Source organism: Acinetobacter sp. WCHAc060025 (assembly GCF_004209355.1).
GTDB classification, from domain to species: domain Bacteria; phylum Pseudomonadota; class Gammaproteobacteria; order Pseudomonadales; family Moraxellaceae; genus Acinetobacter; species Acinetobacter wuhouensis.
This window is the reverse complement of record NZ_SGSX01000007.1, coordinates 105,256-121,023: the sequence shown is the minus strand read 5'-3', so window position 1 is coordinate 121,023 and position 15,768 is coordinate 105,256. Positions and strand designations below refer to the sequence as shown.

The window sequence follows — 15,768 nt, the reverse complement described above, 5'->3', positions numbered from 1 at the left end:
TGTATTTTTGTGTGCGGAATTTAAAAAAGGATAGACAATGAAAAATTTTAAAAACAAAGTCGCTGCAATTACTGGTGCTGGCTCTGGTATGGGACAACAACTTGCTGTTTTACTTGCAAAAGCAGGTTGTCATTTATCGATTAGTGATGTGAATGAAAAGGGCTTGGCTGAAACTGTTGAGTTGGTAAAGCCTTATAATGTTCGTGTAACAACGAAAAAAGTAAACGTTGCAAAACAAGAAGAAATGAAAGCTTGGGCAGAAGAAACTGTTCAAAATCATGGTTCTGTTAATATGATCTTCAACAATGCAGGTGTCGCTCTGGGTGCAACCGTTGAAGGCGAAAGCTATGAAGAACTTGAGTGGATCGTTGGGATCAACTTCTGGGGCGTGGTTTACGGTACCAAAGAATTTTTACCTTATATCAAGAAAACAGGTGATGGTCATATCATTAATACCTCAAGTATTTTTGGCTTAACCGCGCAACCAACGCAGTCTGGTTATAATGCAACGAAGTTTGCGGTACGTGGTTTTACGGAATCATTACGCCAAGAGCTTGATATTGAGAAGTGCGGTGTGAGTGCGCTTTGTGTCCATCCAGGTGGTATTCGTACCAACATCGCCAATGATGCTCGTATGAATGACAGTTTAAAATCCTTGGGCATGAATCCTGATAAATCTGCAAAAGCATTTAATAAATTATTGCGTAAGCCAGCAGTTGAAGCGGCTCAAGAAATCTTGGATGCCGTGATTGCAGATAAACGTCGTTTATTGATTGGTGGTGATGCGGTTATTGTTGATTTAGCGCAGCGTTTATTACCAACAGGTTATCAAAAACTGGCGACTGGTTTAACTAAATTAACCAAGCGTTTTGAACCAAAATAATTAAATTTTAGAAAAAATCGCCATATTTGGGCGATTTTTTTTTGCTTAAAATTCACTTTTTTTTTTAAATAGCAGCAAAAATTAATTTTTTTGATCTGTGGTTAAAATTTGGGATTCATAAAATAGTTTGTTAGGATGTGCTCGAAAAATTAAATATTTATTTTTATTAGAAAGATAATTTGAATCGAGTAAGACATGAAAAAAACATATTTAGCCCTCAGTTTAGGCATTATTTTATCTATTGGTCAGTTTAGTTATGCAGCATCAGAAGATGTATCGGCATCTGCTTATGCTGCTGCAAGTATGGGCGAGCATGTACATTCAGAACCAGACGCTGAGGAATCTAGGGAATCATTTAGAGCTGATGTAGAACGCTTATATCCGCAATATTTTAAAATAGATGCGGATGATTCACTATATTCAGGATTTGTAGAAGACTATAAAAATAGACAATTTTGGACGAAATATTTTACCCGATCGGCACAATATTTAGATTTATACAAAACGACATTGTCGAACACGCAAGCACGTAAAATTGATCCAAGTTTATCTAAACTGGATGCGATGTTGTATTCAGATTTAACTCAAATTAATCTTGAATTTGCACAGATTCAAAAGGCACTTAGCCCTTATGTTGAATTCAATCAGGTGATTTTAAATAACATTCAGATTGATCAGCCATATCCATTGTTTAATGATGAGCAGGGAAGTAATTATCGTTATGCATTAAACGATATGAAAGAAGTGCAAGAGAAACAACAGGAAAAATTGTTGCAGTTAACCAAACACATTGATCAGTACCAAGAAAAATTGGATGAATTTGGTTCAATTGTGTCGAAGCGGGTAAGAAAGCAACATCAAGAAAATATTAATTATTTAAATCAACAGGCATTGGCGATTGGGCATTATTTAACTGCCAACATAAAAGCCTATGATGCTTTCATCGCAACTTATCATGAACTAGATAATTATGATGCTGAACATGCTCCAAGCTATGCAAAACAATACCAACGAGTAGCTCAGACTGAAGCAAATATAAAGAAAGTAAAAGCATTATTGGCGGTAATTCCTTCTGAACAAGAAGCGCAGCAAAAATCTTCGGCATTAGAGCAAGAGATGGATCAATTAAAAGGAGCGACTTCTTATTGTTCTTATCTTTGGAGAGGTGATGACTTTAGTGAAATTGCTTATTATGTCGAAAAACCAAAACAACAATTTTTAAATGAATGTGCTGAACGTAAAACAGAGGTAAGAAAATTTTATGATCAGCATGTTTTTGTCGCGCCAGTTCCCTCACAAATTGCACCGATTCAAAATATGAATTCGATGGCAGATTTTAAGCGTTATGGTGATGATCTGTACTATACCGAAACGGAGAAAAATGCGGTCTACCGTTTCAATCTGAAGTCTTTAAAAGAAGAATTGATTTATGAGCATCGACTGCCACGAGAGGAAGATGGTTGTGATCACAATATGTGTCGTGGCGTTGGTGCGACAGATCTAGTATTAAGTCATGATGGAAAAACCGCTTATGTAACTTCTTTAGATTATGACCAAGTTTTTGCAATCGATTTGGCAACTCAACAAGTCGTACAAAAGTTTGCAGTTGGACGTTATCCACGAAAAATTTTATTGGATGCGAAAGGGTCAAATTTATATGTATACAACGGTGTGGGTAATAGTATTTCACGCATTCAATTAAAATCAGGCAACATCAAAACAGTGGCATTGCCTGATAATTATCAAGAGCATTTTTGCCGTGAAATCGGCATGAGTTTTGAGTCTGATCAGAAAGCGATTCGTATTTTGGGCGATTGGTCAGATCATCCTTATATTTATATGAATACGGATGATTTTAGCTTTTACGAACTCAATTATGACATTCCTGAAAAAGTGCTATATCAAGTCGATCCCTATCGTTCTGTGGTCGAGTTTTATCATGATTCCACAATACAGATCGGAATTTATGACATCCGTGTGGCTCAGGCGGTCAATTTAATTCTGGTTGAGGAAGATGCATTTAAAGAAAAAGATCCTGATTCAGATACATATGTTTATCATCGTTATCAGGATCTTGCGTCTAAGACTCAACCAGTACTGATGGGATATTTGGGAGATGATTATTTATATTATGTTGAACAGGCTAACTTTAGCCGATTTGATGACCTAAACACTGCTTTTAAAGCGGCAAATTTGGATCTTTATCTGCTCAATCTTGTCGATCAAAGACAACAAGATAGCGAGAAAGTAACACTCAAATTACCAAGCAAACCTGCAAAAGTTGAATTACTTGAAAATGGAAAAATTCTGATTCTCTTGGAGAGAGGGTATATCGATGACGCATCTGTTCCTGCTCAAGTGATGATAATTGATCCAAAAGAATCAAATACGCAACAAATCTTGGAAAGCAATAAAAGCAAGCTTTTAAGTCATTCTAAACTTGATGTCATTGATCTTTATTCAAAAGAATAATGCTATTTATTGATCTAAATGTATGTGAATCCACATTTAGATCAAAGCCTTAATTGTCTTTTTCTTCCATACAAATTGATAATACAAACCTTGCATGAGACACAAACTAAAGAAAGTCAGTGCAAGCGCATACCAAATGCCTTTTAAACCGAACCACTGGCTAAATAAGTAAGCACATGGGACTTCGATTAAGACGATTGCCAAGATATTGAAAATCATCGGGACAGTGACTGTACCACTCGCGCGCATGATTGAGGCAAAAATGGCACTCGCACCGAAGAATAAAATTGACCACAATACAATAAATAAAAGCTGTTGCCCCAGTTCAATCACAGAAGGATCGGTAATAAACAGTGCCATCAAATATTTTGAACAGATATAAGCCAAAATTACCAATGAACCAGTGATCACAATATTGCTGACTAATGCTGTTTTGGTGACTTTAGATAACAGTTCTGATTTCCCTGCACCAATGGCTTGCGCTGCAAAAATAGAACCCGCGATAGCAATAGATAGCGCAGGGAATTGAATATAATTCAATACCTGATTGACTGCGCCATAAGCTGCGGTTGCATGTGCGCCGTGTTTATTGACCAAACCAATCACAACCAATCCTGCGACAGAATTGGTAATCATCTGAATACCTGTCGGGATTCCTAGTTTTAAAATGGTTTTACTCAATTCAGGGTGAAAACGTAGGTGTTGAATCATTGCAAAATCAGGTTTAAGCACATGATCTTTTTTATTTAAATAAATATAAAGAAAAACCAATGTTCCAAGAAATCCTAAACCACTGGCGATCGCAGGAGCGATGATGCCGAGTTTTGGAAAACCGAAATAGCCACCGATCAGCAATGGCGTGATAATCACGCCGATTAAAATGGTTAAACCCGAAGCGAGTAAAGGTGTCGTACTATCACCCACACCACGGAGAATCGAGGTATAGGTAATATAAATAAACAGAAATGGGCTACTCATTAGCATCCATTGCACATAGGGCAAGGCAAGATGCATGATGCTTTGATCAATACCTAACAGCATCAGAATCTGTTTGGCAAAAACCACACCCAAAATTGCAATGATCGTTCCCCCAATGATGGTCATAAAGAGCAGAGTACCGACAATGGTACGGACTTTTTCAGTGTTTTTGGCGCCCCACGCCTGACCCACTAAAACAGTTGCGCCTGTCGATAAACCGATCACAAAGGCAAGTAGTAAAAATAAAATAGGAAAAAAGACAGCGATGGCGGCAATCGCATCAACACCAAGCATTTGCCCGACAAAAATGGTATTAATCGTGCCCGACAAATTTTGCAAAATATTGGTCAGAATGAGTGGACCTAGAAAGATTAAAAAAACCTTCCAAAACTTGGGCTGGTGAAGCATGTCGGGGCGAGCTGGCATCTTTTATTCTACTGTCAATTTCGTCTGTCTTTATCTCCTTGATCATATAACAACATGCGTAAAAAAGCCTAAGTATTTGAGTAACTCAGGCTCCATAAATTATTCATAAATATCTTATTTTGATAATTTATTCTGGTTTTTAGTCTGTTTCTAAAGTTAAACCTGATTTAAAATTTTACAGGCTTGAACTAAGGTCTCATCTTTTTTGGCAAAACAAAAACGGATCAAACGTAAGTTTTTAGGTGCTTGCTGATAGAAAACCGATACAGGAATTGCCACGATTTTATGTTCTTCCGCGAGGAATTTGCACATCTCAACATCATTTAAATCGGGGCGAATATTGCTGTAATCGACATTTTGGAAAAATGTCCCTTTTGATGGAATGAGGCTGAATTTTGAGTCCGCAATGCCTGAATTAAATAGATCGCGTTTTTGCTGATAGAAGCTAGAAAGCCCTGAAATATGTTCAGGATGTTGTTGCATATAATTGGCAAGTGCCATTTGTACAGGTGTGACACCACAGAAATTGGCAAATTGATAAATTTGGCGGAAGACTTTCATCAGCTCAGGCGTAGCCACACAATAACCTGTTTTCCAGCCTGTCACATGAAAGGTTTTACCAAAAGAGCCAACCACAAAACTACGCTCTCTTAACTCAGGAAATGACAGCGCTGAATAGTGTTGTTCACCATCATAAATAAGGTGTTCATAGACTTCATCTGACAGCACCACGATATTTTTATCTTGAATCAATTCAATTAAATTAAGCCAATCTTGCTTTGACCAAATCGCCCCTGTTGGATTGTGTGGTGTATTGACAATGACCATGCGGGTTTTGTTTGTAATTGCTGTTTTGACTTGATTCCAATCCACAGAAAAGTCAGGTGCATTTAGGGCAATATGAACTGGTTTTGCGCCAACCAACTGTATGCTAGGTGCATAGCTGTCATAGCTTGGATCGAAAATAATGACTTCATCGCCTGCATGGACGATAGCTTGAATAGCACTAAACAGCCCAATCGTTGCACCCGGCGTGATCGTGATTTCTGTGACAGGATTGAGTTGTAATTGATCTCGATTTAGAAAGAGTTGTGCGACTTGTTCTCTGAGTGGGTGTAAGCCATCTCCAGCTGCGTATTGGTTATAGCCATCTAGGGTTGCTTGGCTGAGTGCTTGGAGTAGATCTGGCGGTGCAGGAAAGTCAGGAAAGCCCTGTGATAAATTCAGTGCGTTAAGGCGTTGTGCCATCGCGGTCATGATGCTGAAAATAGTGACACCTTGAGCAGGGAGTTTTGAGTGGATTTCGATCATGACTCGTCTGATATTGTTTATGTGTTGGAGAAAGTGTAGCAGGTGATTGAAGTAGGGTGAATTGATTTTGGTTTTATGTTCTCAGGGGGGAATTTTGTAACATTTAGTTTTGGAGGCACTTTTGCTATTTTAAAGTCTAATTTTTCTTATATATTATGAGTTGTATAGTATGGATAATGACTTCGCATAAGGTGTATTATGTTAATTTTAGAAATATTTAAAGGATTGATAAGATCACAAGACTCTTGATTTTTAGTTAAATAGCAGGACTTTTGGTATAAATTTTTAATAAATTTAGTAAAAAAATAGTAATTTATTATTTAATACTCTATTTTAAATAATAACTATATGTACTAACTAGTTTGCTGAAAATTATCAAATTTCAGAAAACTAAGGTACTATACGCGCGCACAAAATATGGACTACAAACCAAGCTATGATATCTCCACAAACTATTGATACAAAAATTATTGATGCGATGTTTACGAATGTAGTAAAAACATCTAGTGTCTTTAAAATTGAGTCATGGAAAAGAGATGCTGAAAAAATTCGTAGTGTTGATATTCTAAAATATAAAACCATTTTGGGCACGATAGCAGCATATGAAAACAAAAATGATGAAGCATTAAGACTTTATCGTTCAATATTACAATTGACCACAGATACAAGCTATCACGCTATGACATATGGAAATATAGGTAATGTATTAGGGCATATGGGAAATTATTTAGGAGCTGTTGATTCTTACTGGAAAGCATTTGAGCTAACCAATGATCCTTCTTATTTTTCCTCATTTTTTAAATTATGCAGAATTTACTATTTAGATGATCAAAGGCTTAAAAATATGAAGTCCTTAGATAAAGATAAAAGAAGTTTTTTTGAAGCTGAATTTTTGAAGCTCCAAGAAACACGTCAAGAAATTATTGAAAATAATAATTTAAATTTAGACTTATATAGAGAAATCTTGAAAAGTGCTTTTTCTGTTTTTTTTAAATACTGCACGAATCATGTTCATAGATTTGTTGAGGTTCAAGACCAACAAGTCTCAACTATACTATTTAATACTGATCTAGATTTAGACACAGTTATGTTGCTTAATGATGGTCTTAATGAAGAATTGATAAATTTATTAGATAGTTATGAGTATGAAGATCTAATCAAATATCCTATAATATTTACGGCTGAAAACTTCAAGAATGTCGAATTAGGATAATTGTGGATAGTGTGGATAGTATAGAATTTTTAAATTTTGCCAAAAAAATAATTTCAAATACCTCTAAGTCTGAAATTGATTATCGGCAAGTCATAAGTCGTAGCTACTACTGTGCTTTCCATCAAGTCAGTGAAAAAGCAAATTCATTGGGAATTCCTGTAAATGCTTACAAAGGCGGGACTCATTCATCCCTAAGACAGACTTTGATAGAACTAAGACCAGCCAATCCTAAACTTAAAGGAATAGCTTTTAGATTAGCAGGATTTCATCTCTTACGAGTAACTGCAGACTATAAGCTAGAAGATACTGTGACAGAGAAGTCAGCTAATGAATCTATTGCTACATGCCAAAAGATTTTAGATGAACTTAAGCTAGTTAATTAAGCACATATGTACCACTTTAAAAGCTCTATGATAGAGCTTTTAATTTATTTAACATAAAATCTCTTATGCGAAACTTAAAAAACGAGGATCTATAGTCCTCGTTTTGTGTAAACCATTATGTTAAATAACCACGAATTTCTAGTTTCACATTTAGGAATATTGTGGCAGATCCATAGATTATTCCGAAAAGTCCCAAAATCGAATAAAGAGCTATTACTTCATAATTACCATAAATAATATTTATAATAATCATTGATGTACAGAATCCAAAAATGGCTATGAAGCAACCTGAAATTTGATCTATAAAGAAATTTAGAACTTTTTGGACGGAATTAGGCAATCTAATTTTGAACATATTTGATAAAAACTTTCCAACGAGAGCGATGCCTGCGATGATGACCATCACGTCTGATAAAGTTAATTCAATAAAATATGTTTCGACAAATTGATGCTTTGGAAAAACAAGTTGTAAGCTTAATAAAATCATAGTAATAGATAAAGCTATTACATATTTTTTTAAATGTTTAATAAAACTATTCTTGAACATTTAGATCTCCAAAACGATTCTACATTTATATTGTTAAATAGAGGCTATCAGAATTTTAAAAAAGAAACTTTTACCGATTAAAAAATTCATTTTTTTAATTAGCACAATTAAAACAACGCTATAAAACTCAATTTTAGACAATAAAAAAGCCCAACATCCTGTTGGGCTTTTTCGTATTTGCGTCTCAAGTATAACTCCTGTCGTACTTGTGCACTTTCCATTGCAGCATTTCTTGTTATTGTCTGGAGCATCCTGCTCTCTATGTGTCCATGATATGAAATTGTGGTGGATCTGCCTATTCGCAAAGTCCATCAATTGTTGTACGTTTTGGCGTACAAACTTGAATAAGTTTTATCCCAAGCGTTGTCCGCAGGAATTGGGGATTATTTCAGAAATGTGACCCTTGATGTTTCAGCAAAAAGTCATGAATTGATCGCTTTTTAATCAATTTTATTGACAAGAAGTACCAAACCTGTTCAAAAAGAAATCGATTTGTTTCTAAGTCGCTTTTTTGAGGATGAGTGGCGGTTTTTAAATTAATTAAAATATTGAAAAATAAAAACAATTTAAATTTGATTTCGCATAACGACCATTATGTTAAATAAAATTTATAAAAGGAAAAGTGAGCTTAAATTTCTCTGAGACATGTGGGTTGTTCTTTAGGTATTCAATGGATTGTTCTTGCGTAGAAATAGGGTCAAAAATATCTATTCCCCTTAGATAAGAAATGCCTTCTAACGCTATTTTTTCTGTTTTTGATAGTCCAGAGCTTGGCACAAATCCAATAACTAAATGAATCTTCGCTAATGAGTCTTCGAAATCTATAAGATCAAACATATAAAGTGGTATTTCATCTTGATTTAAATCGTTAATACAAAGCTCAACCCATTGCCTAAACTCATTTAAATTAATTGCTTCTGAAAATAGACACCCAATAGCAAATCCAAGATCAGAACTTTCTTCTTTATATATTTTCCACATACTTAAATTTTTCTAAAATTAACATAATACACTTTATGCGAAATGCAATGTATTAATTGATTTATTTCAATTGGTTGCAATTCAATAAAAAGCCTAGTTTGTTCAATCTAGGCTTTTTACATAACTATTCATGTTCCACGCCTAGTATTTAAGCATTGTTTCACAAAATAAGTAAGATCAATTAAACCATCAAATAACAATATCGCTGGCTATAAGAGTTTGAAAATTAATCACTCTTCATTTCCGATGGGATTTCCATCAATGTCATAAAGTTTTATTTTTCTTGCGCCAGTATTCCAAAACAATTCTTGAAATGCACGTATTTCAATCTTGGTTAAATGATCAGGGATAGGTTCCATGATTTGTACAATCGCAATCGGTGCAGTCAGTTTGAAAAAAGATGAACCTTGAGTATGGTGTTTCATCAAAGCTTTCAATGTTGCTGTCGCGCTTTCAAAATCTGCCAAAATCATTCTTGGATGATGATAGGGTATTTGTGGAATTTCTATTGCTTTGGTCGTACCGTCTATTGCCATCAACATCATACGGTTTTTATAAAAATGTACCCAGATGGCTTTTGGATATTTTTTTAAATCATCGTCTAGCATTTTAATTCTGAGCTAAAAATTTATTTGATTATAGAGATACTTTTTATAAATTTTCAAATTTATCAATAATTAAAATCCATAAAAAAGCCTAGCGTATTTAAGCTAGGCTGTATCAATAAATGCTCTTTCTATAAGCATAATTTAACCATCAAATCACAAAATCAATCACCGCCCGAATCACACCTAAAGTCAGACCAATAAAAGCACCAACGACAACACCATTGACGCGGATCATATGTAAATCGCCACCGACTTCATTTTCAATCTTGGCGATCATCTCCGTTGAATCCCATTCATGAATACGCTGACTAATAAACTTAATCACTTTCTCGCTGTATTGATCACTCAAATTTACAGCGATCCCACTGATACGATCATTTAACAGATCACGAACAGACTGATTCTGAATTAAATTTTCACCGACTTGTTGAATCGCAACACGTAAATTCATCGCAATACCTGAATCAGGCTTCATCAAATCAGACTTCACCGCATCACATAAAATCACCACCGCACCACTGATAAAATTCAGTACAGGTTCACTATCGAGTAGGGCATTTTTGGTTTCGTTTAAACGGAGACTTGCATTGCTGTTATTATCCGCCAATTGAAGCATCAGCTGATTTGCACCCTCCTCAATTTTTTGACGAATCGGATGATCTTCATCCGCCAACATCGATTCTACTTTTTCAATAATTGAATCAATCGTGCGCTTCTCAACATCAATCCCAATCCAACTCGCACCTTTGGCAAGACGAGAAACCCCAAGTTCCTTAAATAAACGTTGAGTCAATTCACGGGTTTTTTCAGGATGATTCATCATCCATTCATGTGCCAAATCCAAACCACGTTGTAATACATCTTGATGGAAATCATTTTCCAACACAGCGCGGAGCATTTCACTGGCAAGGTGATTCATACGGGTATTGCGAACCCATTGCACACTGTTATTTTGAATAAAGCGACCAATTTGTTCCTGCCCTACAAACTCAAAAATCTTCGGCACAGTTTGCTGAATCACTTCAACCACTTGACCATTATTCTTTGGATTTGCAAGCCATTGTCCGATTGCTAAACTGAGGTCAGTTTTCTGTAAACTATTTTCAACCACTTGAGGAGAAAGAAAATTTTCCTGAACAAATTTACCCATCGACTCGGCAATACGGGCTTTATTACGAGGAATAATTTCAGTGTGATCACGTAAAAACTTGGGAATCGGAATTTTTCCAAAGGGATTGCGAAACAGTACCGTGATGGCATACCAATCCGCCAAACCACCGACCACACCAGCTTCCGCACCGAGCATGAGTATATGAATAAACCATGCATATTCAGGTAATAGTTTTGCGGAAATAATCAATGCAAACCAAGCCACCACAGCGACAACTAAGGCAATTGTTGCAAAGCGTTTACTGCGATCTAGGCTTGGAACCTCATGGGTTGATTCACGTTGTTCAATTCCACTCATGCATTGTCCTAAAAATAATTATTTAGCTGATGGTACAGTAACAGGTTGTGGTTGCAGTACCTGTCCTGTCGGACTAACGCCATATTTCTGCCCTAAAGATTGCAAAATCAGACGAGCGTCAAAGGCATCATTTGGCGATGATTTTTTATCCTTATAACATTCAATCGTATAGGAAACTTGAACAGGGTCAAGTGTCACCACTTGTGGCATATCATAGAATGGATCATTCCAGAACCCTGGATGACGTCTGTAGCCCCAACCATACGGATAGTAACTCTGTGACGGATAAACGACAGCTTTACGAGGCGGTTGTTGGGTGCGATTACTTGGATCATCTAAGACTTTAAAATAAGTAAAACCATTCAATAAGGTTGTTTGCGCTGCTTTGACCAGTGTAATTTCTTCAGCCGTACCAAAACTCATGTTGCTATTGCCTTGAAAACTAATGCGATAGCTATGTTCATTCAGCGGAACTGTGGTGTATTGCCCAAGTTGGTCAAAAGTGCGTGGTTTGCTCGGTGTGGTCGCACAACCCGAGATTGCGAGCGCGACAACCATAGACAGACCGATGAGTTGTTTTTTCATTTAACGCTCCTTTTTCAGCAGATTCTGAAATTCATTTATATGCCCATTATATTGTTATAAATTGATGGATTAAGCATGAATTTCAAGCAGAATTTTGTTACTTGATCGGTAGAGATGATGAGTTTGCATAGCCATCTTTTTTCAAAATATGACTTCACTATTGATGAGCTAAATAGAAGTAGCCAAGCGATTGTAGTGAATATCAACACTAAAAGAATTTGATATACTTGAGGCAAATGGGATGGTTGATAGAGACCTGAATGAGTATTGAAATAAAAGGTTATATTGCGACAAGTGCAGATGGCTATATTGCAACAAAAGAGGGCTCAGTTGAATTTTTAACACCTTATCAAGCAATTGACTGTGGTTATAACGACTTTATTCAAGAGATTGATATTGTCGTTATGGGGCGTAAAACTTATGAGGTGATTTGTTCATTTGGTGGAGAATGGCCATACCCAAATCAAAAAGGATTTATCGTCACTTCTGATCCTTCATTGGATTTAATACATTCATCACTTTCTCTATGGAATCAAGGTGTTCATGAATTGGTTGATCATCTTAGTCAGAACTTTGAAGGGAATGTTTGGATTGTTGGGGGAACACAGTTACAGAACTATTTTCTTGAGCACAATTTGCTGAATAGTCTGGAAATTTTTGTGATGCCTGTGCTACTTGGTGAGGGCATTCCGCTGTTTCCAAGTTTTAAATCCAATGTTCAACCGTTGAAATCTATACAGGCTGAAATGATTGAAAATACGATCATTAAAACAACTTATATTTTCTAATGATCGCTTAAAAATAATATTCTTTAATTTTAGATCAGGTGAATCCAATGCCAAAAGTCCTTCTATTTGATTTAGATCAGACTTTGTTAGATCGGAATAATTCGTTAATCAAATTTCTAAATTGGCAGATCAATTTTTTTCAATTGGTAGATGCCAAGAAAAAGTCAGCATTTATCCAAAGATTTATTGAACTAGATGATAATGGCAGTGTTTGGAAAGATATCGTTTACGCACAATTAAAAGAAGAATTTAAAATTGAGCAATATCATGTAGATCAACTTCTAGACTCTTATGTGCTCGATTTTAATAAATTTTCCACTGCATTTGAAAATGTTGAAGATGTGATTCGAAAGTTGTTTCAACAAGGTTATCAACTAGGTTTAATTTCCAATGGAAAAACGCCATTTCAACAACATAATTTTTATGCACTGGGTTTAACAGAATATTTTTCAATTGTTGTGGTCTCAGATGAGGTTGGACTACGGAAACCAGATCCTTTGATTTTTGAATATGCATGTAGGCAATTACAATGCAAGCCAAGTGACTGTATTTTTATTGGGGATAATCCCGTTGCCGATATACAAGGGGCGAAAAATGTAGGGATGAAAACAATTTTCTTCCATCCCACGTTATCTTTGGACTCGCAAAATGCTGACCAAAGTATTCATCATTATGATGAGTTAGAGTCAGCTATTTTGAAAATAGTGCACGGTTCTGATTCAGGTAAAATCTGAATCAAAAACTGCTATTCGGCTGTGTTAAAAACTCAATTTCTTCCACAGTTGATTCACGTCCTAAGATTTCATTGCGATGTGGATAGCGTCCAAAACGATCAATAATAATTTTATGTTTTTTCTCAAAATCTAAATTGATTGGATTGCCTAAATCTTCAAATAATTTTAAAGCTTGTTCATGAATGATCTTGGATTCACTGTGCATAAAAGGCATATATAAAAATGAACATTGCTCAGGTCTTAAATTTTGATCCAATCCCAGTTGGATCGTTTCCTGTGCTAAAGCCAAAGCCATTGGGTCTTGCGCAAAAGAAGCAGGGCGATCACGATATAAATTTCGTGAAAATTGATCCAAAACAATAATTTCAGCCAAACGACCTTCGGCATTTTCTCGCCATGACCAAAGTTCAGCTTGGCGTGCTTGCTCTAGAGTGTCTAAAAATTGATTGCGAAGTTGTTGATCGAATGCATCACTCTTTGCAAACCAATACGGTTGAGTTTCAGCGCTAAACCAAAAATCGAGAACAGTTTGATAATTCATAACTTTTATAAAACCTTAATTTTTACAGATTGTTAGTAAGTATTTAGTCATAAAAACATATATTTTAGATATCTTGTAGTCTTCATTTGTGATAAAAAATTGCCGAAAATAAAATGAATATTGAATGCAAAAATCGATGAATATACGTGTATATCGATAAATCACGTTATACTGCGAGCATCCAAAACATTTTATTTGAATAAATTCTTAAGAGAAGCCTTTAAGATAAGTGAGTCAGTATGAGTCAACCCGAAGCGATTTCCCAATCTATTTTACCAAGTTGGGTGGATTCTGCCTTATTCAAAGGGATGTTACGTGGGATTGAGCGTGAAAGTTTGCGTATGCAAAGCAACGGCTTTTTATCACAAGCAGATCATCCCAAATCACTCGGTTCTGCGCTGACGCATCCGCATATCACCACAGATTATTCTGAAGCCTTGATGGAGTTTATTACTCCACCGAAAGAAAGCATTCCTGAAGCATTGTCATTTTTGGCAGATGTGCATGCAGTGGTGAATCGTCATTTAGAAAATGATGAAAAATTATGGACATTGTCCATGCCATGTATGTTGGACGATCAAGAAGAAAATATTCGTTTGGCACAATATGGCACTTCAAATATTGGTAAATTTAAAACTTTATATCGTCATGGTTTAGGCATTCGTTATGGTCGCCGTATGCAGACCATTTCAGGTGTGCATTACAACGTCTCTTTCCCTGATGCGTTATTTGAACAATTACAACAGCATGAAAGCGATGAAGCACTCAAAGCCTTGAGCCTGCAAGATTACCGCAGTCATCGTTATTTGGGCTTAATTCGTAATTTTATTCGCCTTACACCATTGGTCATGTACCTTGTTGGCGCAAGTCCGTCAGTATGTAAATGTTTTATGACAGGACGTGAGCATCATTTATTACCGTTGATCAAAGGAACGCTATTCTTACCTTATGCAACAGCATTGCGAATGGGGCGTTTTGGTTATCAAAATTCTGCGCAAAAACAATTGGGCATTCATTACAACAATTTAGAATGTTATGTCGCAGAGTTACAAAAAGCGGTGAATACACCGTATGCTCAATTCAGCCGTTTAGGTTTGAATGATGCCAATGGTGAACCAAATCAAATCAATGATCACGTACTCCAAATCGAAAATGAATACTATAGTTTAGTTCGTCCGAAACAAGTGCCAAAAGCAGGTGAAACACCATCTCAAGCTTTGGCAAATCGTGGCATTGGCTATGTAGAACTTCGTGCAGTTGACGTGAACCCGTATAGTGCAATCGGGATCGATGAAGATACCGCAAGTTTCTTGGAAGTTGTGGCACTCTATTGCTTACTCAAAGACAGTCCAGATTTGTTAGATGCTGAACAAGACATTATTGAGCTGAATCAAGCGGAAGTGGTCAATCGTGGTCGTGCGCCAAATGCCAAAATTATTGAGGTTGATCAAGAAATTCCATTATTAGCATGGATTCAACAACATATCACTGCAATGCAACCACTTGCCGATGTCCTAAATCAAAGCTATGCAACGGATTTGTATCGTCAAGCCTTAGCTGTAATGCAAACCCGTGTTGATGATGTGGATCAAACTCTATCTGCGCATGTGATTGAAGATACCATGAAACAAGGTGGCACTTGGGGCTTCGGTAGCTATATGGCAAACCAACATATTGAAAGTTACGAACAACATGTATTAAGTCCAGAAACTTTAGCGTATTTTGAGGAACTTACTCAAAGTTCTCTCGCAGAACAACAGCAACTTGAACAAGATACAAGTATAAGTTTTGAAGATTACCTGAGTAAATTTAGATAAATTTTGAATAAAGTATTGATTCATATACTCATG

15 protein-coding genes are annotated in these 15,768 nt (G+C 36.1%); 7 read left to right on the top strand and 8 right to left on the bottom strand.

Features of this window, described 5'->3' with window-relative positions:
- The first annotated feature begins 37 nt into the window (after positions 1-37).
- Positions 38-883 carry an SDR family NAD(P)-dependent oxidoreductase gene (locus EXE09_RS07760; RefSeq protein ID WP_068973401.1) on the top strand — a complete coding sequence of 282 codons (846 nt, stop codon included), beginning with the start codon at positions 38-40 and terminating at the stop codon, positions 881-883.
- A gap of 195 nt (positions 884-1,078) precedes the next feature.
- A complete protein-coding gene (locus EXE09_RS07755; protein ID WP_130116889.1) occupies positions 1,079-3,355 on the top strand; it encodes a YncE family protein in 2,277 nt (758 codons plus the stop codon).
- 36 nt (positions 3,356-3,391) lie between these two features.
- Here the strand turns inward: EXE09_RS07755 and EXE09_RS07750 are convergent, their stop codons facing one another.
- Both EXE09_RS07750 and EXE09_RS07745 read right to left on the bottom strand, forming a co-directional pair.
- Positions 3,392-4,759 (bottom strand): MATE family efflux transporter, encoded by a 1,368-nt coding sequence (locus EXE09_RS07750; RefSeq protein ID WP_068973403.1) that lies wholly within the window; start codon positions 4,757-4,759, stop codon positions 3,392-3,394.
- A gap of 156 nt (positions 4,760-4,915) precedes the next feature.
- Complete coding sequence (locus tag EXE09_RS07745) at positions 4,916-6,070, bottom strand: methionine aminotransferase (protein WP_130116888.1); 1,155 nt, start codon at positions 6,068-6,070, stop codon at positions 4,916-4,918.
- A 436-nt stretch (positions 6,071-6,506) separates the two neighbouring features.
- Here EXE09_RS07745 and EXE09_RS07740 point away from each other — a divergent pair, with 436 nt between their 5' ends.
- The gene (locus tag EXE09_RS07740) at positions 6,507-7,283 is read left to right on the top strand and encodes a tetratricopeptide repeat protein (RefSeq protein ID WP_130116887.1); all 777 of its coding nucleotides are present in this window, start codon (positions 6,507-6,509) and stop codon (positions 7,281-7,283) included.
- 11 nt (positions 7,284-7,294) lie between these two features.
- Positions 7,295-7,666, top strand: a complete 372-nt coding sequence (locus tag EXE09_RS07735; protein WP_130116886.1) for a HEPN domain-containing protein — start codon at positions 7,295-7,297, stop codon at positions 7,664-7,666.
- Positions 7,667-7,781: 115 nt separating this feature from the next.
- Here the strand turns inward: EXE09_RS07735 and EXE09_RS07730 are convergent, their stop codons facing one another.
- The 5 genes from EXE09_RS07730 to EXE09_RS07710 all read right to left on the bottom strand — a co-directional run bounded on the left by EXE09_RS07730 (position 7,782) and on the right by EXE09_RS07710 (position 11,855).
- Positions 7,782-8,213, bottom strand: coding sequence for a hypothetical protein (locus EXE09_RS07730; protein WP_130116885.1), 432 nt, complete (start codon positions 8,211-8,213; stop codon positions 7,782-7,784).
- 597 nt (positions 8,214-8,810) lie between these two features.
- Positions 8,811-9,194, bottom strand: coding sequence for a hypothetical protein (locus tag EXE09_RS07725; protein ID WP_130116884.1), 384 nt, complete (start codon positions 9,192-9,194; stop codon positions 8,811-8,813).
- A gap of 230 nt (positions 9,195-9,424) precedes the next feature.
- The gene (locus EXE09_RS07720) at positions 9,425-9,802 is read right to left on the bottom strand and encodes a rod shape-determining protein (protein WP_130116883.1); all 378 of its coding nucleotides are present in this window, start codon (positions 9,800-9,802) and stop codon (positions 9,425-9,427) included.
- Positions 9,803-9,950: 148 nt separating this feature from the next.
- Entirely contained in the window at positions 9,951-11,270 is a 1,320-nt protein-coding gene (locus tag EXE09_RS07715) for a DUF445 domain-containing protein (RefSeq protein WP_087552624.1), read from the bottom strand.
- 18 nt (positions 11,271-11,288) lie between these two features.
- Complete coding sequence (locus tag EXE09_RS07710; protein ID WP_068973037.1) at positions 11,289-11,855, bottom strand: CC0125/CC1285 family lipoprotein; 567 nt, start codon at positions 11,853-11,855, stop codon at positions 11,289-11,291.
- A gap of 260 nt (positions 11,856-12,115) precedes the next feature.
- On the opposite strand from EXE09_RS07710, the gene EXE09_RS07705 reads away from it, so the two are divergent.
- Both EXE09_RS07705 and EXE09_RS07700 read left to right on the top strand, forming a co-directional pair.
- Positions 12,116-12,643, top strand: a complete 528-nt coding sequence (locus EXE09_RS07705) for a dihydrofolate reductase family protein (RefSeq protein WP_130116882.1) — start codon at positions 12,116-12,118, stop codon at positions 12,641-12,643.
- 47 nt (positions 12,644-12,690) lie between these two features.
- The gene (locus EXE09_RS07700; protein ID WP_130116881.1) at positions 12,691-13,377 is read left to right on the top strand and encodes an HAD family hydrolase; all 687 of its coding nucleotides are present in this window, start codon (positions 12,691-12,693) and stop codon (positions 13,375-13,377) included.
- Between the two features lies 1 nt (position 13,378).
- Here EXE09_RS07700 and EXE09_RS07695 read toward each other — a convergent pair whose 3' ends face one another.
- Positions 13,379-13,918, bottom strand: coding sequence for a DUF924 family protein (locus EXE09_RS07695; protein ID WP_130116880.1), 540 nt, complete (start codon positions 13,916-13,918; stop codon positions 13,379-13,381).
- Between the two features lie 239 nt (positions 13,919-14,157).
- Here EXE09_RS07695 and gshA point away from each other — a divergent pair, with 239 nt between their 5' ends.
- Positions 14,158-15,735, top strand: coding sequence for a glutamate--cysteine ligase (gshA, locus tag EXE09_RS07690; RefSeq protein ID WP_130116879.1), 1,578 nt, complete (start codon positions 14,158-14,160; stop codon positions 15,733-15,735).
- The last annotated feature ends 33 nt before the right edge of the window (positions 15,736-15,768 follow it).